The following is a 19,821-nucleotide window of genomic DNA, read 5'->3' as shown; positions in this document are numbered from 1 at the left end:
CCCTCAGGCCCAAGCGGAGAGGATCGTCACGGTACCAAAGCCCACCAACACCACGCCACTGGCATAGGTGAACCAGCCCGACCAGCGCCGCAGGGCCAGCAGTTGCTTGAGCGAGCCGGCAAACACCCCTGCCAACAGCAGCGGCAAGACCAGCCCCAGCGCATAGGCCAGCAGCAACCCGCCCCCCACCCAGGGCTGCCCCGTGGTGGAAACCCAAGCCAGCAAAGCCACCAAAACCGGCGTGCTGCAGGGAGAGGCCACCAGGCCAAAGGTGGATCCCAGCAACACTGCCCGGCCTAACCTGGGCCATTCGCCGGGGATCTCCAACCGGTTGAACCAAGCGGGAAAGCGCAGGGGAATCACCTCCAGCAGGTTGAGCCCCATCAAAATAGCAACTCCCCCCACCACAGTAGGCCAAAAGGATCCCGTCTGTCCGTAAACGCGGCCCAGCAAAGCTGCCCCTAAACCCAGCAGGGTCAGGGTAAAAGCCACCCCAGCCGCAAAACCCAAAGATTGGGCCCAGATGTGCCGACGCACTTTTCCGGCCCCTTCATCAGGGTTGGGGGTGTAGCCGCCGATATAGCCGATGGTTACCGGCAGCATCGATAGCGTGCAGGGGGAAAGACTGGTAAGCAAGCCGGCCAGGCCCACCGCCAGCAGGCTGACGGGAGAGAGGTGCTGCAGTTGACTCTGGACAAGCTGGGTTGCCCATTGTTCCAGGTGGTAGAGCCAAAGCTGGGCCATACTCGACATAAGCTCAATCCGTCCAACACAAGCCCAAGGTAGCACGAACGTCCCCAACCCCACCGGAGCTGCGCCCGCTACCCTTCCTCATTGCCCAGGTCTTGAGGAACTCTGCGGGGCTGGTTAACCGGGAACTGCTGCCATTCCTGCTGAGTTCGTTGCAGCACCAGCAGCAATTCGTCCCACCTTTCACCCTCGATCAACCGTTCTATCTGTCCCAACTGCGCTCGGTAGCTGCACAGGGTAGTCAGCAGCGCCTGCCGATTGTGGCGGGCCATCTCCAAACCCAATTGCGGGATCCCTCCGCCAACACGGCTGGTATCGCGGAATCCGCTGCTGGCTAGGGTGCGAGCCAAATGCAGAATGGCGGGATCCGCCTCTTGGCTGACGGCTGCGATCAAACCGGCGCTGACCATCACCGGCAAGTGGCTGATCCAGGCCACCGCTTGGTCATGTCGCGCGGGATCGGTGCAAACGGCTTCTGCATCAACAGCAGCCACCAGTTTTTTCATGGCAGCAAGAGCTTGCGGTTGGGTCTTGGCGATGGGAGTGAGCACGTAAGGCCGCCCCCGAAACAAGCCGGCTTCTGCCGCTTGGATCCCTTGTAGGCTTTTGCCGGCCATGGGGTGCCCTCCCACGAACAAAGGCCACAGTTCGGTTGCCGGAGCAACAATGGGCTGCTTAACCGAGCCGACATCGCTCACCACGGTCTCTGCCGATAGATAAGGCACCAAGGCGGCTAGGGTGGCCAACACCTGATCCAAAGGGGTGCAGATCAGCACCACTTGAGGGTCAAAGCGGGCCAACTGGGCCAACTCGGTTCCACAGCCTTGAACAGCGCCCCGTTGCAGAGCCTGTTGGCAGGTGGCCGGGGTGCGGCTCATCCCCCACACGGGATATCCCTTTTCGGTTAGCTTGAGGGCCAGGGATCCGCCGATCAACCCCAACCCGACAATGGCAATGCGCATGGTATGGCCACTTCAAACCAGATCAAGACACTCCCCAAGTGTTCCTCACTCCCACCCTCACCCCCAACCCCTCTCCCTCCGGGACATCCCTCACCCCCAGCCCCTCTCCCAGAGGGAGAGGGGAGTTAGGGCGGCACCTTCGCGACAGCGTTGCGTCGCAATAACGACGTAACAAACCGTTGCATTGCTATTTGAAATAACCATATCTCGATAGGCTGGCGATCCCCAGTCACGCTAAGTCAACAGGTGCTTTGGTGGCGCCCTTCCTCCTCCTGAAGAACCAACACCTCAGAAGCAAAGGCTCTGGCTGCCCTGTGGAAAAGCATACAGCCTCGGTATGCAGCCGCTAAGATGGAGGGATGAGCTGGGTAGCCCCCACAACTCACCCGGATCTTTCACTTCAGGAGGGGACCGTGCTTCATCGTAGGATCTATCAACTCAGCCGCGAAGGCAAGGATGTGTGGATCTACCTGCGCGATCAGGGACGCTGGCTGGAACGAGCCAAGATCCTCGATATCGAAGGGGATACCATCCTGGTTCGCTACGAAACGGAAGACGAGGAGGAGATCTGCTCTTGGGAGGAGATGATTCGTCTGGAAAGCATTGGGGCTGTTGCCCAGCGCCTTTCCACCATTCCCAAGGGAATGCTTAGCACGTCGGATTTGCTCATCTCGGAAGATTGTCCCCCTGCTGAATTGCTGCATTCGCCACTGTTGCCCGCGGAAGGGGAAGATCATCCCAGCGGCGAGCGCCTCGTCGAGGACTACTACCTGGATCGGGAGACTCCTGCCGAGCTGCCGGTGCGCTCAACTGGGGAAGATCTCAAACGGGTGGATCGTGCCCGGCAGGATGTCGAGGGGCAGCGGGAGAGCAACCACGACTAGAGTGGTTCTCTAGAGTTCAGCTTGTAGAGCTGTGGGGAGGAGGGATCCCATTGGGCAGGGGCGGATGGTCAATGGGCCGTAGAACTCCTCTTGGCACAGCTCTACCTGGGAGCGGGCAGCCATCAGCAGCAATGACCAGAAGACTTGGATGGGGTGAATGGCACCGCTGCTGCCGTTTTGGCAAAAGTGCTGCTGGAGAGCCGCAAAGCTGACCTGGGTCAGGCCCTGCTGCCAAAGTTGAGCCAGCAGCGACTCCAGCTCGGCGGTGGTTTCCAAAAGATTCTCCGGGTGGGCTAGCTGGGTGATGGCTGACAGCGCTTGCTGGCGAGAAACCCGTTGGGATAGGGGCTTTGGGGCAGCTTCGGGCCGGTGCTCCAGCAGGGTTTCCAGCTCTTGCAGGTGGACGATGAGTTCTTTGAGGGTGACAGGCCGGCTACGTTGAAGACGCGGCACCGCCCTGGGTTGCAACACGCCATCCAAGTCCGCCAAAGACCAGCTTGGCAAGGGATCCGCTTCCACATCCGCCGGACTGGGCTCACCCTCGTCTACTTCCGGTTCTGCCAAAGCCATCGCCTTGAGATAGACCAACATGGCAGCATGGAGCAGGGCTTGTCCCGACTCAGACAGGTCATGGCTGCTGCTGGTGGAGGCTATGCGGCTCAGAAAGCGGTCGATAACCTCGATAACCTGGACATCCCAGGGGTCGATCTCGCCGCGTTCTGCCAGATCGATGAGCAGGGCAATTGCCTCTTCGGTCGGTGAGTAGGCCATAGCACCCTACAGCTCCCTGCTCCTTACTGTAGCCCTCAGGCCGGATCCCGGCTATCTCTGACATCTCCGCATCTCTATGGCCGTCCGGCTTTTCGGCTCAACGGCTGACCCTTGGCTCTGGGGTACAAGCCCCGTCCGCCGCAGGCCTTGGTAAGGGGCGGGGCACTCGATCATCCCAGAATCCTCCTGCCTATCGCTATGCGGAAGCAAGCCAGCAGGTCGGGGAGTTGTCAAGCGATCATCGCATAATATAGAATCCTGCTCTAGTCGGATAGCTGCTAAAGTAGTACCTACGGGCGGTTAGCACAGTGGTAGCGCACTTCCTTCACACGGAAGGGGTCACAAGTTCGAATCTTGTACCGCCCATCTCTTCAGTTGCTCTGAAAAGCCAGGGGGTTCATCCCTCTGGATTGGGGCGCGGCCAAGCTCTCCGCTGCCGGACCGGTGGAGAAGAGGAAGCAGGATAGCGTAATGAAAGGGTTGAGGCCATGCAAGGACTCCGTTCCGCCGACGCGAGCAGAAGCATCCGCTCCATGCTCCTGGGCTTGTGGATACTGATCCTGCTCGTCTTCCTCGTCCAAAACTGGGGATCCACAGCAGCGGTCGTTGTGGCCGGTCAAGCCGGCGCTGCGATTCCTTTGTCGCTGACGCTGTTGACTGCCTATGGGGTAGGAGTGGGCTTGGGGTTTCTGTATGTGGGCGCTTGGCGGCTGCATGACCGGGTGTTCCAGCGACAGGCAATCCGCAAGTTAAACCAGCTCATCGAGCGAGTGCGCTTCTTGGAAGCGCAGATCATCCCCCCTGACCACTATTTGCCTCAGGATCTGCCGGAGGAGGAGCCGGATCCCCAGGCAGGCCGCTATTCCTATTCCAATATCCCGCCGGAACGCATTCGCGAACCCGGTGAACCTGAGGAGGAAGGCGACGCGGCCACAGCCCCCAACTGGCGGATCGTCCGACGGCCCTATCCTGTCGAGGAGGAAGAGGAATGGGACTCCTAAACTGGTGGCGATCTTCTGCGGCTCCCTTGTCTGAGTCCGACCCTCGACCGGAACCCCAGGGACAGAATAACTATCTGCTGATCGTTCTCGACAGTTGCCGCTTCGACAGCCTGCTGGCTGCCAACCCCAAGCATCTGCTCAAGTTGGGATCCCTGGAAAAGCGCTGGAGCTACGCTTCCTGGACGGCTCCCGCCCATTACAATCTGCTCATGGGCCTGCTGCCCCACACCAGCCCCACCCAGGTCTTTGCTTCCGAACACTACAAGCAGGATTACTTGCGCTACAACGAGCGCCTCGGCACCCGCCAACCGATTGAGTTCAAGCATCTGCTGCCCCACCTCTATTTGCCGACGCTACTGAAGCACCAACTGGGCTATACCACCCACGCCATGGTCTCCCTGCCGGTGCTCAACCCCAGCACCCTGCTCAATCGCGACTTCGATTCCTACCGCCTCATGCCCCAGCACAACGATATGGCGGCCATGGTGGAGCAGTTGCGCTTCGAGCCGGATCGCCCCAGCTTTTACTTGTTAAATGTGGGCGAAACCCACTATCCCTACGCGTTGCCGGATGAGGATCCCGGCCTGTGGCCCCGCATCTCTGGGGTCAATGGCGTGTTAAAGCGCCTGGATGAAGGGGAAGAGACCGGGATCCCCTTTTTCAGCGCTGCCCAGTTGGAGGAGCTGCGCCAACGGCAGATCGAGGCGGTGCGCTACCTGGACGGGGTCTTTGAGCAACTGTTTGACCTAGTTCCCAAAAACACTTACATCACGGTTACCGCCGACCACGGCGAATTGTTCGGGGAAGGGGGCTATTTCGGCCATGGCCCCATCCACCACGAAAAGGTGCTAGAGGTGCCTTTTATTGAGGGAAAAATTCGCTAGGACAACACCCAGCCCCTCTCCCAGAGGCCCAAGCGCTCCGCGCCGCTCACGCGACCACCCCCGGCCCCTCTCCCAGAGGGAGAGGGGAGATGGGGATCGGGGCTAGGTTGCTGCCTGGAAGAGTCGTCTGCGAGAAAGGGGCTAGACCTGCTAGGTCTCTGGCTTGGGCAAGGCGGGATCCCGGCGAGTTTCCCTAAGGCTTTCGCCAAGAGAGGTCAGCTTGCCACCCTCTTCGGCGGCCAAGTCAGCAGAACGGGCGATCTCGTAGAGGCTTTTGACCACGCTAGAGAGGGGAATGGCGATGATCACGCCCAGGATACCCCCCAGTTGCGCCCCCACCAACAGGGCGATCAAGATCCACACCGGGTTGAGGCCAATCAGCTCCCCCATCAGGCGAGGGGCGATGACCCGATCCTTAACCTGCTGCACAATTAGGGAGACCAGCACCACCTTGAGGCTGAGCCAGATATCCTGAAAGGCCAGCAGCACCGCTGCCGCGCCGATGCCGATAAAGCCTCCCACCAGCGGGATCACCTCCAGCAGGCCGATCAACAGGCCAAACAAAAGCCCGAAGGGCACGCGCAAAAAACCAAAAATTGGCACCAGCATCAGGGCCATGATGAACCCCAACACCAACTGGCTGATGAGAAAGTTCTGGAAACTCAGAGCCAGGGCTTCGCCGATGCGCGGCCCCCAGGGCTTGGGAAAGAGGCTGAGCAACCCCTGCCAAAACTGGCCGCCGTAGAGCAGCATGTAGAGGGCCAACACCAGTACCAACACCAAATCGATCACCTGGTTAAAGGTGCCCAGGAGGATGTCCAGGGATTGGCCGGCAATTTTTTCGGCGCTGGCCTGCAGGCGGTTGAGGAGGGTGTTCACCAGCTCTGTCTGGCCGAGGTTGATGTTGCGCTCTGCCGCCCACAGGCTGATTTGATCCAGCCAGCTTTGTAAGGTATCCACCCACTCCGGGATCCGCGCCCCCAACTGCACCACCTGCTTGGCCAGGATGGGCACGATGGCGATCCCTACCAAGGCCAGCAGCACCACCGACAGGGCAAAAACCAGGGTGACCGCCAAACCCCGACTGACCCGATAGCGCCGCAGCACCTGTACCGGATAGTTGAGCAAAAAGGCCAGCACCGCCGCCGTCAGGATGGTGGTGAGCAGATGGCCAAACAGCCGGCCCACCTGTAGGGCCAGCCAGCCGCTAATGACGATCAAAATCCAGGTGAGCAGCAGCCGCTGCAAGGGCGAGAAGCGATTCATGCCAGGGGGATCCCCAAGAGCCTAAAAACCCAGGATGCTATATCCACTATCCACGTAGATCACCTGGCCGGTAATGCCGCTGGCCAGGTCGCTGGCCAAAAAAGCAGCCACATTGCCCACCTCGAGCTGGGTGATATTGCGCCGCAGCGGAGCTTTCTCCTCCACCGCGTGCAGCATGGCATGAAAATCCGAAATCGCCGAAGAAGCCAGGGTGCGAATGGGCCCGGCAGAGATAGCATTCACCCGGATCCCGGCAGGGCCCAGCTCGGCCGCCAGGTAGCGAACACAGGTTTCCAGGCCCGCTTTGGTCACCGCCGCCATGTTGTAGTTGGGCACCACCCGCACGCCCCCCAGATAGGTGAGGGTGAGGATGCTGCTGCCGGCTCTCAAGAGGGGCTTGGCGGCCCGGCAGAGGGCAATCAGGGAGTAGGTGCTCACATCCATGGCCAGGGCAAACCCTTCTCGGGAAATATCGCTAAAGTTGCCGCTCAGCTCTTCTTTTTTAACGAAAGCCAGGCAGTGAACCAAGATATCGACCTGACCCCATTTTTGGGCCACCCCTTGAAACAGATCGTTGATCTGCTGGTCGCTTTGCACATCGCAGGGAAGGAGAAAGTCGGGCTGTAGGGGCTCGGTTAGTTGCTGAACTTTGGTCTTGAAACGATCCCGCTCGTCGGGTAGATAGGTAACCCCCAGGCTGGCCCCCGCTTTGTGCAGTTGCTGGGCAATGCCCCAGGCGATAGAACGCTCGTTGGCAATGCCGGTTACCAAGGCTTTTTTTCCGGTCAGGTCTAGCATAGGGAGAACAAGGAGTAGGGGTGCATTGTTTATCTATCCTCCCACAGAAGAAGGGATCCCTTAGCTGGGCTGATAGGTGGAAGCCACGTGCAGTTCTTTGAGCTGCTTGGGCTCGACGCCGGCAGGGGCGCCGGTGAGCAAACACCTGGCCTGCTGGGTTTTGGGAAAGGCGATGACATCGCGGATGGAATCTTCCCCCGCCAGCAGCATCACCAGCCGGTCTAGGCCGTAGGCGATGCCCCCGTGGGGCGGCGTGCCGTACTCAAAGGCTTCTAGCAAAAAGCCAAACTTGTCCCGCGCCTGCTCAGGGGTGAGGCCGATGGCCTGGAAAACCTGCTCCTGGATCTCCCGCTGGTAGATGCGCAGGGATCCCCCGCCCACTTCCACGCCGTTCCAGACCAGGTCGTAGGCCTGGGCCCGCGCCGTTTTTAGGTCGGCCAAGTCGTCGGGGTGGGGAGCGGTAAAGGGGTGGTGCAGGGCTTCTAGGCGGTTTTCCTCGGCGTTGAACTCAAACATGGGGAAATCGGTGATCCAGAGAAGATTCAAGGCGTTCTCCGGGATCAAGCCCAGCTCCTGCCCCAGGTGCAGCCGCAGGCGGCCCAGCGACTCGTTGACCACGGCAGCCGGCCCTGCCCCAAACAGCAGCAGATCCCCTGGCTTGGCGTTGGTCATCTGCAGCAACTGCTTCTCCTGCTCAGGGCTAAGGCTTTCCTTGAGGGCACCAATGGTATCGAGGCTGCCGGCGCGCACCCGAATGAAGGCCAGGCCGCCCGCCCCGTACTGGGTAACCAGCTTGAACAGATCGCCGCCGGGCTTGATGCGGGTGTTGGAGATCCTCTCGTCGCCGCCGGGCACCGGCAGAGCCTTGATCACTCCCCCCTGCTGCAGGGCTTTGGCGAAGACTTGAAAGCGGGATCCCTGAAACACCCCCGAAACATCCACCAACTCCAGCCCAAAGCGGGTGTCGGGTTTGTCGGAGCCGTAGCGGGCCATAGCCTCGGCGTAGGTCAGCCGCGGGAAGGGACGGGGCAGGTCGATCCCTTTGACAGTTTTGAAGATGTGGCCGATGAGCCGCTCGTTGAGCTCCAGGATTGCCTCCTGATCCAGGAAGCTCATCTCCATGTCCAACTGGGTAAACTCCGGCTGGCGATCCGCCCGCAGATCTTCATCCCGAAAACAGCGGGCAATTTGGTAGTAGCGATCCACGCCAGCCACCATCAGCAACTGCTTAAAAAGCTGGGGCGACTGCGGCAGGGCAAACCACTCGCCGGGGTTGACGCGGCTGGGCACCAAGTAATCTCTGGCACCTTCGGGGGTGGAGCGGGTGAGGATGGGGGTCTCCACCTCGATAAAGCCTTCTTCGTCCTCCAGAAAACGGCGAATGGCCTTGATCACCTGGTGGCGCAGTTGCAGGTTGCGGGACAAGCGCTCCCGCCTCAAGTCCAAGTAGCGGTAGCGCAGGCGGATCTCCTCCCGCACCTCTTCCCCTTCTTCCCCCGAGACACTGAAGGGAAGCTGCTTGCCCACGCGGCTGAGAATTTCCAGCTCTTCTGCGTAGACCTCCACTTCGCCGGTGGCCAGGCGGGGGTTAAAGGAGTCTTCAGGCCGCCGCTGAACCGTTCCCGTTGCCCGTACCACATATTCGTTGCGCACCTGCCCCGCCAGCTCGTAGGAGAGGGGGGTCTTCTGGGGATCCGCCACCAGTTGCACAATGCCGGAGCGATCCCGCAGATCGAGAAAGATCACCCCCCCGTGGTCGCGGCGGCGGTCGATCCAGCCGTAGAGGGTGACACTCTGGCCGATGTGAGCTGGGCGCACTTGGCCACAATAGAGGGAACGGGGTGGGCGACGGATAGCAGCAGGCATGGACGCGGTAAGAAAACAAGGGTCTGAGCCCCTATCATACAAAACTCAGCCCCCCTGCCTCGATTCTGCCCCTCAAGGACAATCAGGGGATCCGCCCAAGGCCCCCACAATCGTGCAGGTGTTGTGGCGCATCATAGCGATGTAGGTTTCGGCACCGCTGCCTGGCTCCCCTAGGGAGTCCGAGTACAGTTCCTGTTCGGCCACCTGGACTCCCGCTTCGGCGGCCACCGTCTGGATGAGAGCGGGGTTAAGGGTGGTCTCGGCAAAAACCGCCGGCACCCCCAGGGTGCGGATCTCCTCCACCAACCGAGCCACTGTCTGGGCGCTGGGCTGTTCCTCGGTGCTCATCCCCAAGAGAGATCCCCCCATCTTCAGGCCGTAGGCTTGGGTGTAGTAGGCAAAGGCAGCGTGGGTGGTCACCAAAACCCGGTTGGCAGGGGGAATGGTCTGAATCTGCTCCGCGATCCAGGCGTGGAGCTCTTCCAGCTCCGCCCGATAGGCGGCGGCATTGGCCTGAAAAAAAGCCGCTTCGCCGGGCACCTGTTCCGCCAGCTCCTGGGCAATGGGCTCCACCATGAGGATGACGTTTTCCACATTGCCCCATACATGGGGATCCGGCGTCGGGATCCCGTCCTCATCGGTGACGATGGGGTCGAGGATCTCGGCCAGGGCAACCCGCCGCGCCCGTTGAGCAGCAGCGTTGACGAGACGAATCAACCCCGCCTCCAAGTTGTAGCCGTTGTAAAACACCAGATCCGCCTGCTCGAGAGCTGCGGCATCTGCCGGTGTCGGCTCATAGACGTGGGGATCCTGTCCCGGCTGCAGCAGGCTGCTGAGCTCAACGCGATCTTGCCCCACCTGCCCTACCCAATCGGCGATCAAGGTGGTGGTAACCACAACGCGGGGACGTGCCACAGCCAAGCCGGCCAGGGACAGCCAACCGCCCATCAGCAGGCCAAGCCCTACCACCAAGCGGCGCAAAGAAAAGATCTTGGTTTTCATAATTGTTTCACTATTTGAGTTTCCCCTTAGGGTACACTGGTCTTGGCGAAAATGAAAGGAAAATGAAAAAGCCAGCGATTGCTCTCCCTCTTCGTCCGGCCTCTCTGGTGGTGCGGGATCTGACGGTGCGCTATGGCAAGTTGCTGGCGTTGGAGCGGATCAGCGCCGAGATCCGGCCGGGGCGCATCACGGGCATCCTGGGGCCCAACGGGGCCGGCAAAAGTACGCTGCTCAAGGCGCTGTTGGGGTTGGTGCCAAAAGAGGGGGGCGAGGTGCGCTACGGCGGCCAGGCGCTGCGGGGGGAGCAGGTGGCCTATGTGCCGCAGCGGTCGGCCATCGACTGGAGCTTTCCGGCCACGGTGTGGGATGTGGTGCTGATGGGACAGGTGAGAGCTGCCGGCTGGTTGCGCCGCATCGGTCCGCAAGGTCGGGAGCGGGCAGCGCAAGCTCTGGAGCGGGTGGGGATGGGGGCCTATCGGGATCGGCCCATCGGTCGGCTATCAGGGGGACAGCAGCAGCGGGTGTTTTTGGCGCGGGCTCTAGCGCAGGCAGCCGAGATCTACGCCCTGGACGAGCCGCTGGCCGGGATCGACCAGCCCAGCGAAGCCATTGTGTTTCAGGTTTTGCGGGAGCTGGCCGACGCCGGCCATATCGTGATGGTGGTGCACCACGACCTGGGGCAGGCGCTGGCCCACTTTGATGAGGTGCTTCTCCTCAACCGCGTCCTGATTGCCCAGGGATCCCCGCAGCAGGTGCTGCAGCCGCAGGTGTTGCAGCGGGCCTATGGCCGCATCCTGCCCTTGGACTCAGCTGCCTAGGGGGTGAGGGGTGGTATGGAAGGGCTCTGGCACACCCTGGCGGATCCCTTGCGGTTTGCCTTTATGCAGCGGGCTCTGCTGGTGGCGGTGGCCATCGGCGTTCTCTGCGCGGTGGTGGGCAGCTATTTGCTGGTGCAAAGCTTGGCCCTCCTGGGGGATGCCCTCAGCCATTCGCTGCTGCCGGGCCTGGCCATTGCCTACCTGCTGGATCTCAACCTCTTTGTCGGTGCCTTCGTGGCGGGGTTACTGAGCGCCCTGCTCATCCAGTGGATCCGCTCCGCCACCCCCCTCAAGCCCGATGCGGCCATGGGGATCGTCTTTTCTGCTTTTTTTGCCCTAGGGATCCTCTTAATCACGTTAATCCAACGGCGGGCCCGCATCGATCTCAACCACTTCCTCTTCGGCAACCTCCTGGGGGTGAGCGCCGCTGATGTGTTGACAGTGGTGGGCATCACCGTCCTGGTGCTGGGATTGGTGGCCCTCTTTTTTAAGGAGCTGACCTTCTACAGTTTCGATCCCCTGGGGGCCAAGGCAGCCGGCCTGCCTACTGCAGGGTTGGGATGGGGGCTGATGGCGCTCACCTCCCTCACTCTGGTGGCCAGCATGAAGGCGGTGGGGGTGCTGCTGGTGCTGGCCATGCTCATCACGCCAGCAGCAACAGCTTACCTGCTGGCGCCTCGCCTGCACCAGGTAATGCTGCTGGGATCCCTCTTTGGCGTCAGCGCTAGCCTGCTGGGGATGTACGCTAGCTACTACCTCAACGTCGCCTCCGGCCCGGCCATTGTCTTGGTGGCCTCCGTTTGGTTTGGCTTAGCCTTTCTGGCCAGAGTCATCTTCGGCCAAAGCTAAAGGCCGGGGAGAGAAGAGAGGGATCCCCGGCCCAGAGCCTATCCGATTAGAAGCGGGAAGAGCGACCATCTCGACTGCCGCCTGCGCTGGCCTGACGTGGCATTGCCTTGTTGACCCTCAGATCCCGGCCCATCCAGGTGGCGCCATCCAGCTCGTCGATGGCTTTTTGCTCATCGGCCTCGTTTTCCAGCTCCACAAAAGCAAAGCCGCGCTTGCGGCCCGTTTCCCGATCTACCGGCAGCTTAATTTGCTTGACGGTGCCGTACTCGGCAAACACAAGCCGCAGATCTTCTTCACTGGCCTTGAAGGACAGATTGCCCACAAAAATGGTCATAACGTAGCGAACTCCGAACCTTAACCTTTAGCGCTCAGTTCGGAAGCTCACCTGGTTAGACCATTGGCTCAATCCGAACCTGATGCCAACCACATCTTAGTCTCCCCAACGGCATTTGCAAACTACCTGTTCAAGATCTTTCTCCAAGAATTTGCAGAAGCTTTTTTGAGCTAGGAAATTAAGGATCCCAACTGTTAGCAGCGCTTGCCTTGGCCCAGCGGCTGGCGTTTGGGAATGCCGGGAGAGCGGGGATAGCAAGCTGGTGTGGGGGCAACTTTCTCCACCAGCAGGCAATGCCGTATCCCGTGGCTGCGGGGGGTAGTGAAGGCTTCGACGTGGATCAGCTTCCCCCCCAGGAGAGAAAGGGCTCGCTCCAGAGTTTGGGCTTCTGCCTCGATCCAATGGCCACGGTAGAGGATGGCGCGTCCCCCCACCTTGAGCAGGGGCAGACAATACTCGGCGCAAACCTCTGCCGCTGCCAGGGCTCTGGCCAGGGCCAGATCGTAGCTGCCGCGTTCCTGCGGGTCTTGCCCCCAGATTTCGGCTCGCTGGGCCACCGCCCGCGCCTGGGTCAGGGAGAGCTGCTGCAGGGCCTCTTGCACAAAGGCAATCTTGCGTTGGCTGCTGTCCAATAGGGTGAAGCTGGCCTGGGGCAGGGCAATTTGGGCCGGGATCCCTGGAAACCCTGCCCCGGTGCCGATGTCGATGCCCCGCCAGGGCCGAGCTTGAATCGCCGCCCAGGATCCCAGCAAGCGCAGGCCCCGCAGCGAGTCCCACAGGTGTTTCTCCCAAAAATCGATGGGAGCGGTGATGCGGGTCAGGTTCTGGGTGCGGTTTCCGGCCATCACCAGGGGATAGAGCTGTTGCAGTTGCTGCCGCTGCGGCTCAGAAGGCTGCCAGCCCAGCTCCGCCAGCCAGCTCTCCCAGAGGGCCTCCAGTTCGGGGGGCTCAGAGGTAGGCGGGGCAGCCTTCTTCATCCCAGGGATCCCAGCCATCGCGATCCCAGTTGCAATCCGGCAGGAATGGCTCGGTCGGCCCAGCCTTTCAGCTCTTGGGTCAAGCCCTGCAAAGATCGGTCGGCGCCCAGCAGCTCCTGGTTCAAGCACACCAGCTCCTGCAAATCCAGCTCCTGGCAGTTGGCCCAATCTTCTGCCAGCAAGTTGATCGGTTGGGGCTGAGCTTGCAACGGCTGCTGGGCAGCCAACTCCAGCTCTATATCCAAAAGCACCTGCTCCAGCCGTTCTACCCGCTCTTGCATCTGGGCCAATAAGGCCGCCAACTGCTGGCAGCAATGGTGAACCCGCTGAGCATAAACCTTGAGCGGCAGCGTCAGCGGCAGCAGCGACTCAGACAACAGTTGAATCAGGTGCTGGGCCTCCAGTTCTTCCAGTTGCAGATCTTGCCAAATGGCATGGTAAAAATGGAGCGAGCGACGACAGGTTTCCAGGCGCTGGTAGCAGGGCTGCAATACAGAGCCGCGCAACTCCTGCAGATAATCGGCCCACAGTTGTCCGGCCTCTACCACCCAACCCGTTTGCAGAAAACTCCACCCCTGGGCCAGCAGCCAACTGATCACCAGGCCTGCCAACAACTGCGGCTTTTGCTGGGCCAGAAAAGGCAGAAGATGCTCTCCCCAAATCGCCAACCCCAGCCAGAGCAGAGCGGCCAAAGCCAAGTGGGGCAAGCTGATCATCTGGGCCAGAAGCTGAGCAGAACCTGCGGATCCCTGGGGAAGTCGGCGCTGCCGCAGCATCCAGATGAGCCCTGCACCCAAGCTGTACAGCCCTCCCCCCAACAGCGGGATCACCACCAACCACAGGGGTTGCCCCCTCCACAGGTGCGGCAATAGCCCAGCCTGGCCCGGCGCATCCCAACTGAGCAAATACAAAGCCAACAAAGCCAAAACCACACCCCACCCCTGCTGCCGTTGGAGGCGGCGGGCCAGCAGGCGGCGGCGACGACGAAGATAGGTTTGAAAGGATTCAGCCACAATGGACATAAAACGATGGATCGCAGATCCCTGCCAATATCCCCACCGGTCTGGATCGCCTCCTTACGATCATAAGTCTTGACTCGGCCCTGGCGTCTCTGGGTTCACTATTGCGATTATTACTGGGAGTCATCGCTTGGCTGGCGGGGCAGGGCTCATCAGACAGTTTTTCAGAGAAGTTCTGTTCTCAAAGCGGGCCTGGGAGAAGCTGTCCAGGACAGGCGGCTACAAGAAAATCCCCCATCCCTGCTACGATGGAAAGGTCCTTAACGTTTCTTATCCACAGCCAAGTTGGTTTCTTGGTTCGGGTTTTCTCTTCTGCACTGTGCGAGGTTTTGTGAGCGCTTCTGCATCTCTCCTTAGCTCTGACCTATCTCTCTCCCCCCTCAAGGTGCAGCGCCAGATGATCGTTATTCTCGACTTTGGATCCCAGTACTCGGAGCTCATTGCCCGTCGTATTCGCGAAACCCACGTCTATTCGGAAATCCTTTCCTACCGCACCACCGCTGAACACCTGCGGCAAATGCGGCCCCAGGGCATCATCCTCTCCGGCGGCCCCAACTCGGTCTATGAGCCGGGCGCTCCTGCTTGTGACCCGGAGATCTGGAACTTGGGGATCCCCATCCTGGGCGTATGCTATGGCATGCAGCTCATGGTGCAGCAGTTGGGGGGCAAGGTGGAGCCAGCCCAGAAGGGGGAATACGGCCGTGCCGCCCTGCACATTTTGGATCCCACCGACCTGCTCACCAACTTGCCGGAAAACAGCATCATGTGGATGAGCCATGGGGATGCGGTGACCGAGTTGCCGCCAGGTTTTCACGCCCTGGCTGCCACGGACAACACCCCCTGTGCCGCCATTGCCGATCCCACTCGCCGTCTTTACGGGGTGCAATTTCACCCAGAGGTGGCCCACTCGGAGGCCGGTGCCTTTCTCATTCGCAATTTTGTCTATCACATCTGCGGCTGCGAGCCCACCTGGACAACGGAAGCTTTTCTGGAGGAGGCGATTCGGGAAGTCCGGGCCCGCGTGGGCGACAAGAAGGTGTTGTTGGCCCTTTCGGGGGGGGTGGACAGCTCTACTTTGGCTTTTTTGCTGCACAAGGCCATCGGCGACCAGCTCACCTGCGTCTTCATCGATCAGGGGTTTATGCGCAAGGATGAGCCGCAGCGGCTGCTGCGCCTTTTCCAGGAACAATTTCACATCCCTGTCCACTACGTAGATGGCCAGGAGCGCTTCCTCCAACAGTTGAAGGGAGTTACCGACCCGGAAGAAAAACGCAAGCGCATTGGGGCAGAGTTTATTCGCGTGTTTGAGGAGGAGTCGCAGCGGCTGGGCCCCTTCGAGTACTTAGCCCAGGGTACTCTTTACCCCGATGTGATCGAGTCGGCCAATACCAATGTGGATCCGGTGACCGGAGAGCGCATTGCCGTCAAGATCAAAAGCCACCACAATGTCGGCGGGCTGCCGGAAAATCTGCGCTTTAAGCTGGTAGAACCTCTGCGCAAGCTCTTCAAAGATGAGGTGCGGCAACTGGCCCGCTCGTTGGGTTTGCCGGAAGAAATTGTTGGCCGCCATCCTTTCCCGGGGCCGGGACTGGCCATCCGCATTGTGGGCGAAGTCACCAAAGAGCGGCTGGAAACCCTGCGCGAGGCGGACATGATTGTCCGCCAGGAGATCAACCGCTCCGGCTACTACCCCAAGTTGTGGCAAGCCTTTGCCGTGCTGCTGCCGGAAGTGCGCTCGGTGGGGGTGATGGGGGATAAGCGCACCTATGCCTGCCCAGTGGTGGTACGACTGGTTACCAGCGAAGATGGTATGACGGCGGATTGGGCCAGGGTGCCCTACGACCTCTTGGCCACCATCTCCAACCGCATCGTCAACGAGGTGCCGGGCATTAACCGCGTCGTTTATGACATCACTTCCAAGCCACCCGGCACCATCGAGTGGGAGTGATGCGGGTCAGGCGGGATCCCTTGCCTCTGGCCTCAAGGCCGGCCTGGATCAATCACCTATGGCCTGCTTCCGGCAGGGAATAGGAAGGGCTTGAGCTGAAGGGCTGAGCGGCTTGGACTTCCATGCGAGCCAGGGTTGTGGCCGCGTCGGCCAGTTGTAGGGCCAGGTTGGCACGGCTAATCGGATCCCGGGCATTCCAGAGATCGTGTCCCAAACAAAACACCCGATAGCGAAAGGCTTTGATCGAGTGCGATGGGATGACTTTGACCGTCATAGCTACAACCTCTTCTCCACAGAGACATGAATCGTCAGCAGAACCCGCTCGGGCTCAAGGTAAACAAATGTTACCAAAACAACCTCATCCTCAGAGGCGATACTTACTGGGCAGGTAGCTTTGGGGGGCTCCACCCGTTCATGCCTTACCCCCACAGTGTATTCTCCAACCGGCAGGTCATCAAATCCAGCATCCGCATAAATCAGCTCGATGGTTTCTTCTGCGATCAACTGCCCCTCTCGCTCCAAGAAACTGAGAAAAGGGATCCCGTCGATGGAAGTGAGGGCGTTGTTGGCCTGGTTGCGGATCATCACAAAAATGTCGGACATAGCTGGGATGCCCTCTCTCAAGGCTCCCCTCGCGAGGCTGCGGGAACGGGGCCCGACGCTTCTAAGCTGCCACCCAGTTCTTAGCCCTGGACGGGCGCAGGGACAAGACAGGCTTGCAACTTTTGCCGCAGCTTGGCCGTATCGAGGTGCTGGCCGATGAGCACCAACTGGTTTTTGGGCTGGCGAGGCCATGCATCGCTGCTGAGGGTGTAGCGCCGACCGCTGAGGTGGAAGATATGTCGCTCTGGGCTTTCTTCAAACCACAGGATCCCTTTGGCCCGAAAGACTGCCTCGGGCAACTCATTGAGAAAGTTCTGGAAGGCGTCTAGAGAAAAAGGCTGATCGCTCTCAAAAGCTAGGGAGTTAAAACCATCAACCTCGATGTGGCTGCGGTGCGAGTGGCCATGCTCGTGGCTGTGTTCGTGGTCGTGCTCATGGTCATGCTCGTGCCCATGCTCAGTGTCGTGAGCCTCCTCCTGGGGCAGAGAGCTGGACTGAAACAGATCTGTATCCAGGATCAGCTCCAGGGGTACTGCGCTGTTGACCGTGCGCAAAATGCGGGCATCTTCCTTGATCTCGCGGATGCGTTTTTCCAGGCGCTCGATTTCCGTCGGCTCGACCAAGTCCGTTTTGTTGAGGAGAATCACATCCCCATAGGCAATTTGGCTGTAGGCCACGTCGCTGTTGAACAGGTCGGGGGCGAAGTTGGTGGCGTCTACCAAGGTGATGATCGAGTCCAGCCGCGTCAGATCCCGCAACTCTGGCCCCAAAAAGGTGAGGGCAACCGGCAAGGGATCCGCCAATCCTGTGGTCTCCACCACCAGGTAGTCGATTTTGGCGGAGCGTTCCATCAGGCGCAGCACGCTCTCGGCGATGTCATCCCGGATGGTGCAGCAGATGCAGCCGTTGTTCAGCTCCACCAGGTCTTCTTCGCTGGAGACGATCAGCTCGCCGTCGATGCCGATCTCGCCGAATTCGTTGACCAGCACCGCCGTGCGCATCCCTTTTTGGTTGCTGAGAATGTGGTTGAGCAGGGTGGTTTTCCCACTGCCCAAAAAACCCGTGATGATGGTGACAGGTAAGCCTCGCTTGGGCACTTCGATGGTTGCGGTCATAGAGGGGCAGCGATCTAGATAAAGGGAACTCTTCCACTCTATCCTCATTGCCCTCGTCCCGTGAGACCGGGTGACCCCCTCAGCTTGGCTTGTCGAGATGGCTATCTGTCCTGGGCGATTTCCACTCGGTTGCCCGGCCCCAGGCTGACGCGGAACTGTCGCGCGCCTGTCGGCAAGGGATCCGGCGGCAACTCCGGCAGGTCGGCAAAAGGAGTTGCGGCGCGGCGCTGCCGGGCCAGCTCATTCTCCGGCTCGGCAGCCAACAGGGATCCCGTCCCATCCACGGTTATCCAATAGACCAGGCTCTCCTGCAAATCAGGGGGAGACTGCCATTGCTCTGCCAGAGTGTCTCGCAGACGGAGAAGGGGAGCCGGCCCTGTTGAGTCAAGTTCTGGGGCAGTTGTGGCCAAAGGCTGCGGTTGACCCGACACCGCAGGGGTGGTGAGCTGCTCCTGCACCGAGTTGGCAGCCGTAGGATCCCTGGGTGGGCGGCTGGCCCAGATCCCGACACCGGCCACGAGAGCGATCCCTCCCACCAGCAGGGCGGCGATCCCGGTGGGCTGTCGATACCAAGCCCGCCTCACCGGAGTTCTCAGACTGGCCAGTTGGGGAATGTCATCGGCCACTTGGGAAAGGTTCTCCAGCAGGTCGTACAACTGGGTCATCGACAGATCCACCTGAGCGATGCGATCCTCCCCTTGGCGCACCGTGAGGCGATGAAAAATAAAATCCAGCGGACGGATGGCCACAGTACCGCTGAAGGTTCCCTTGGGTTCTCCGCTCAGATGGGATCCGACGTAGCGGTCGATCACCGTGATCAAATCGTTGAGCCAAACACTGTCCCCCTGCAGAGTTTTGCTGGTCTCCCCCTGGCGAATTTCCAACTGACACTCGAAGTTCTGCTGGATGGCTCGCAGGAGCGGCGTTGAGGAACCCCCCGCAGCTTCGGGCAGGCTGGGCGCTTCTCCCCGCACCGTGAGGGTCGAGGTGGGCTGTTGATAGGTATGGCTGAGAAGGGTGAGACTGGGCATGGCAACCGAAACAACACAGACTAAGGATCCCAGGAGAAGGAGTCTATTTCAGGAAGAGGGCAAAGCATCCGATCCGGAGCTATGGGCTACCTCCCCTTCTTCTAGGTCACTGCCGGCGGGCAACTCCATCTCAGGACGGCTGAGCAAGGCTTTCCACAGGCGCTGTGCCCCTCTGGGGCTGCTGTAGAACATCAGCTCGATCAAGATGCGCAGGGCCAGCTCGGCAAGGCTGTTCTCGTCGCGCACATCCCCATCCACCATGCGGCTGCGATAGTGAGAGAGAAATTCATCTAGGTAGTCTCCCACCAGCGGCTGACGGAAAGGGCTGAGCTCCTGCTCGACAGCAGCTTCCAGTTGTTCCAAGGTGCTGCGGATACGGGCCTGTTGCTGAGCAGCCAGATGGGCAATCACCATCACCAGGGCGCGGGCCTCTTCGATATCGACTCTCTTGCGCCCACCGCTGCTGCGGCGCAGAGGGTTAGCGTTGCGCAGGCGCCAGAGGGCTACCCGATCGCCAATCTGATCTTCCAAGTCTAGAGCTTTGGCTGCAGCCAGAACCGCCTCAGAACTTTCTCCGCTCAGGGATTCCAGCCCCAGTAGCAACAAATCCAACTGGGCTTTGATGGTACCGGTAGCTGTGGTAAGGCCGGCGGGCTGAGGGTCTAGCTGAGTCTGTTTAGATTCCACCGTCACGCTGTCAAGGGGAGCTTTTGGTTTCAACGAAACTCTATGATCTCCTGTTCGAGCCAAACCTGCAACCGGATCCCTCCTGTGCTTGAGGGAGCAAGACCTTCTGACCCTTGCTCTGGCCGAAGGCTTGGATAAGGACATCTGGCAGGCGCTGGCCATTGTCCTGCTCATTCTCGCTTCTGAAGAGTTCCCCAACCAGGTTAGAAGTCAGACCGAGTTGTTCTGGGTCAGTTGTTATTTTTGCAACGAACCC

Annotated in this window: 20 protein-coding genes, 1 tRNA gene and 1 pseudogene; 7 read left to right on the top strand and 15 right to left on the bottom strand. The window is 60.2% G+C overall.

All coding sequences use genetic code 11. The features are described from left to right. Window positions 1-3 precede the first annotated feature (3 nt). Both NW851_RS05035 and NW851_RS05030 read right to left on the bottom strand, forming a co-directional pair. Complete coding sequence (locus NW851_RS05035; RefSeq protein ID WP_414337200.1) at window positions 4-753, bottom strand: cytochrome c biogenesis protein CcdA; 750 nt, start codon at window positions 751-753, stop codon at window positions 4-6. A 68-nt stretch (window positions 754-821) separates the two neighbouring features. Continuing rightward, window positions 822-1,712, bottom strand: coding sequence for a prephenate/arogenate dehydrogenase (locus NW851_RS05030; RefSeq protein ID WP_414334234.1), 891 nt, complete (start codon window positions 1,710-1,712; stop codon window positions 822-824). A 413-nt stretch (window positions 1,713-2,125) separates the two neighbouring features. Between NW851_RS05030 and NW851_RS05025 the strand changes: the two are divergent. After that, a pseudogene (locus tag NW851_RS05025) lies at window positions 2,126-2,419 on the top strand (DUF6679 family protein); the annotation flags it as partial. A 186-nt stretch (window positions 2,420-2,605) separates the two neighbouring features. Here NW851_RS05025 and NW851_RS05020 read toward each other — a convergent pair. After that, the gene (locus NW851_RS05020) at window positions 2,606-3,367 is read right to left on the bottom strand and encodes a segregation/condensation protein A (RefSeq protein ID WP_414334232.1); all 762 of its coding nucleotides are present in this window, start codon (window positions 3,365-3,367) and stop codon (window positions 2,606-2,608) included. 294 nt (window positions 3,368-3,661) lie between these two features. Between NW851_RS05020 and NW851_RS05015 the strand changes: the two genes are divergently transcribed. From NW851_RS05015 to NW851_RS05005, 3 genes are all read left to right on the top strand, one after another. Beyond that, window positions 3,662-3,733: transfer RNA gene (locus NW851_RS05015), tRNA-Val, on the top strand. A gap of 122 nt (window positions 3,734-3,855) precedes the next feature. Then, window positions 3,856-4,368: a hypothetical protein gene (locus NW851_RS05010; protein WP_414337199.1), complete on the top strand. Its 513-nt coding sequence runs from the start codon at window positions 3,856-3,858 to the stop codon at window positions 4,366-4,368. Further along, the gene (locus tag NW851_RS05005) at window positions 4,356-5,252 is read left to right on the top strand and encodes a sulfatase-like hydrolase/transferase (RefSeq protein WP_414337198.1); all 897 of its coding nucleotides are present in this window, start codon (window positions 4,356-4,358) and stop codon (window positions 5,250-5,252) included. Before NW851_RS05010 ends, NW851_RS05005 begins: the two co-directional genes overlap by 13 nt. A 150-nt stretch (window positions 5,253-5,402) precedes the next feature. Here the strand turns inward: NW851_RS05005 and NW851_RS05000 are convergent, their stop codons facing one another. The 4 genes from NW851_RS05000 to NW851_RS04985 all read right to left on the bottom strand — a co-directional run bounded on the left by NW851_RS05000 (window position 5,403) and on the right by NW851_RS04985 (window position 10,184). Continuing rightward, window positions 5,403-6,518 (bottom strand): AI-2E family transporter, encoded by a 1,116-nt coding sequence (locus NW851_RS05000; protein WP_414334225.1) that lies wholly within the window; start codon window positions 6,516-6,518, stop codon window positions 5,403-5,405. Between the two features lie 21 nt (window positions 6,519-6,539). After that, the gene (fabI, locus tag NW851_RS04995) at window positions 6,540-7,316 is read right to left on the bottom strand and encodes an enoyl-ACP reductase FabI (RefSeq protein WP_414334223.1); all 777 of its coding nucleotides are present in this window, start codon (window positions 7,314-7,316) and stop codon (window positions 6,540-6,542) included. 60 nt (window positions 7,317-7,376) lie between these two features. Next, window positions 7,377-9,182, bottom strand: coding sequence for an aspartate--tRNA ligase (gene aspS, locus NW851_RS04990; protein WP_414337197.1), 1,806 nt, complete (start codon window positions 9,180-9,182; stop codon window positions 7,377-7,379). Window positions 9,183-9,254: 72 nt separating this feature from the next. Continuing rightward, a complete protein-coding gene (locus tag NW851_RS04985) occupies window positions 9,255-10,184 on the bottom strand; it encodes a metal ABC transporter solute-binding protein, Zn/Mn family (RefSeq protein ID WP_414337196.1) in 930 nt (309 codons plus the stop codon). A gap of 62 nt (window positions 10,185-10,246) precedes the next feature. Here NW851_RS04985 and NW851_RS04980 point away from each other — a divergent pair, with 62 nt between their 5' ends. Beyond that, on the top strand, window positions 10,247-11,002 hold the full coding sequence (locus NW851_RS04980) for a metal ABC transporter ATP-binding protein (protein ID WP_414337195.1): 756 nt from the start codon (window positions 10,247-10,249) through the stop codon (window positions 11,000-11,002). 15 nt (window positions 11,003-11,017) lie between these two features. Further along, the gene (locus tag NW851_RS04975) at window positions 11,018-11,851 is read left to right on the top strand and encodes a metal ABC transporter permease (RefSeq protein WP_414337194.1); all 834 of its coding nucleotides are present in this window, start codon (window positions 11,018-11,020) and stop codon (window positions 11,849-11,851) included. 46 nt (window positions 11,852-11,897) lie between these two features. Here the strand turns inward: NW851_RS04975 and NW851_RS04970 are convergent, their stop codons facing one another. The 3 genes from NW851_RS04970 to NW851_RS04960 form a co-directional block, all read right to left on the bottom strand. Beyond that, on the bottom strand, window positions 11,898-12,185 hold the full coding sequence (locus tag NW851_RS04970; protein ID WP_414337193.1) for an RNA recognition motif domain-containing protein: 288 nt from the start codon (window positions 12,183-12,185) through the stop codon (window positions 11,898-11,900). Window positions 12,186-12,379: 194 nt separating this feature from the next. Continuing rightward, window positions 12,380-13,162 (bottom strand): 16S rRNA (guanine(527)-N(7))-methyltransferase RsmG, encoded by a 783-nt coding sequence (gene rsmG / locus NW851_RS04965; RefSeq protein WP_414337192.1) that lies wholly within the window; start codon window positions 13,160-13,162, stop codon window positions 12,380-12,382. Continuing rightward, the gene (locus NW851_RS04960) at window positions 13,159-14,184 is read right to left on the bottom strand and encodes a hypothetical protein (protein ID WP_414334209.1); all 1,026 of its coding nucleotides are present in this window, start codon (window positions 14,182-14,184) and stop codon (window positions 13,159-13,161) included. The genes rsmG and NW851_RS04960 overlap by 4 nt, the downstream gene beginning before the upstream one ends. A gap of 394 nt (window positions 14,185-14,578) precedes the next feature. Between NW851_RS04960 and guaA the strand changes: the two genes are divergently transcribed. Then, entirely contained in the window at window positions 14,579-16,129 is a 1,551-nt protein-coding gene (gene guaA / locus NW851_RS04955) for a glutamine-hydrolyzing GMP synthase (RefSeq protein WP_414337226.1), read from the top strand. A gap of 52 nt (window positions 16,130-16,181) precedes the next feature. On the opposite strand, the gene NW851_RS04950 is transcribed toward guaA, so the two are convergent. The 5 genes from NW851_RS04950 to NW851_RS04930 form a co-directional block, all read right to left on the bottom strand. Then, the gene (locus NW851_RS04950) at window positions 16,182-16,403 is read right to left on the bottom strand and encodes a hypothetical protein (protein WP_414334207.1); all 222 of its coding nucleotides are present in this window, start codon (window positions 16,401-16,403) and stop codon (window positions 16,182-16,184) included. A gap of 2 nt (window positions 16,404-16,405) precedes the next feature. Beyond that, a complete protein-coding gene (locus NW851_RS04945; RefSeq protein ID WP_414334206.1) occupies window positions 16,406-16,732 on the bottom strand; it encodes a hypothetical protein in 327 nt (108 codons plus the stop codon). Between the two features lie 80 nt (window positions 16,733-16,812). Further along, the gene (locus NW851_RS04940) at window positions 16,813-17,847 is read right to left on the bottom strand and encodes a CobW family GTP-binding protein (protein WP_414337191.1); all 1,035 of its coding nucleotides are present in this window, start codon (window positions 17,845-17,847) and stop codon (window positions 16,813-16,815) included. 101 nt (window positions 17,848-17,948) lie between these two features. Continuing rightward, entirely contained in the window at window positions 17,949-18,878 is a 930-nt protein-coding gene (locus NW851_RS04935) for a DUF4335 domain-containing protein (protein WP_414337190.1), read from the bottom strand. A 48-nt stretch (window positions 18,879-18,926) separates the two neighbouring features. After that, entirely contained in the window at window positions 18,927-19,571 is a 645-nt protein-coding gene (locus NW851_RS04930; protein WP_414337189.1) for a DUF3038 domain-containing protein, read from the bottom strand. Window positions 19,572-19,821: the final 250 nt, after the last annotated feature.

Source organism: Synechococcus sp. H55.7 (assembly GCF_047462395.1).
In the GTDB taxonomy this organism is placed as follows: Bacteria; Cyanobacteriota; Cyanobacteriia; order Thermostichales; family Thermostichaceae; genus Thermostichus.
Note: the sequence above shows the minus strand (reverse complement) of the source record. Positions and strands in the feature narration are given on the sequence as shown.

Coding starts and splice junctions, on each gene's coding strand:
- NW851_RS05035 (WP_414337200.1), bottom strand. CDS start 753: ATGTCGAGTATGGCCCAGCTTTGGCTCTACCACCTGGAACAATGGGCA.
- NW851_RS05030 (WP_414334234.1), bottom strand. CDS start 1,712: ATGCGCATTGCCATTGTCGGGTTGGGGTTGATCGGCGGATCCCTGGCC.
- NW851_RS05020 (WP_414334232.1), bottom strand. CDS start 3,367: ATGGCCTACTCACCGACCGAAGAGGCAATTGCCCTGCTCATCGATCTG.
- NW851_RS05010 (WP_414337199.1), top strand. CDS start 3,856: ATGCAAGGACTCCGTTCCGCCGACGCGAGCAGAAGCATCCGCTCCATG.
- NW851_RS05005 (WP_414337198.1), top strand. CDS start 4,356: ATGGGACTCCTAAACTGGTGGCGATCTTCTGCGGCTCCCTTGTCTGAG.
- NW851_RS05000 (WP_414334225.1), bottom strand. CDS start 6,518: ATGAATCGCTTCTCGCCCTTGCAGCGGCTGCTGCTCACCTGGATTTTG.
- fabI (WP_414334223.1), bottom strand. CDS start 7,316: ATGCTAGACCTGACCGGAAAAAAAGCCTTGGTAACCGGCATTGCCAAC.
- aspS (WP_414337197.1), bottom strand. CDS start 9,182: ATGCCTGCTGCTATCCGTCGCCCACCCCGTTCCCTCTATTGTGGCCAA.
- NW851_RS04985 (WP_414337196.1), bottom strand. CDS start 10,184: ATGAAAACCAAGATCTTTTCTTTGCGCCGCTTGGTGGTAGGGCTTGGC.
- NW851_RS04980 (WP_414337195.1), top strand. CDS start 10,247: ATGAAAAAGCCAGCGATTGCTCTCCCTCTTCGTCCGGCCTCTCTGGTG.
- NW851_RS04975 (WP_414337194.1), top strand. CDS start 11,018: ATGGAAGGGCTCTGGCACACCCTGGCGGATCCCTTGCGGTTTGCCTTT.
- NW851_RS04970 (WP_414337193.1), bottom strand. CDS start 12,185: ATGACCATTTTTGTGGGCAATCTGTCCTTCAAGGCCAGTGAAGAAGAT.
- rsmG (WP_414337192.1), bottom strand. CDS start 13,162: ATGAAGAAGGCTGCCCCGCCTACCTCTGAGCCCCCCGAACTGGAGGCC.
- NW851_RS04960 (WP_414334209.1), bottom strand. CDS start 14,184: ATGTCCATTGTGGCTGAATCCTTTCAAACCTATCTTCGTCGTCGCCGC.
- guaA (WP_414337226.1), top strand. CDS start 14,579: ATGATCGTTATTCTCGACTTTGGATCCCAGTACTCGGAGCTCATTGCC.
- NW851_RS04950 (WP_414334207.1), bottom strand. CDS start 16,403: ATGACGGTCAAAGTCATCCCATCGCACTCGATCAAAGCCTTTCGCTAT.
- NW851_RS04945 (WP_414334206.1), bottom strand. CDS start 16,732: ATGTCCGACATTTTTGTGATGATCCGCAACCAGGCCAACAACGCCCTC.
- NW851_RS04940 (WP_414337191.1), bottom strand. CDS start 17,847: ATGACCGCAACCATCGAAGTGCCCAAGCGAGGCTTACCTGTCACCATC.
- NW851_RS04935 (WP_414337190.1), bottom strand. CDS start 18,878: ATGCCCAGTCTCACCCTTCTCAGCCATACCTATCAACAGCCCACCTCG.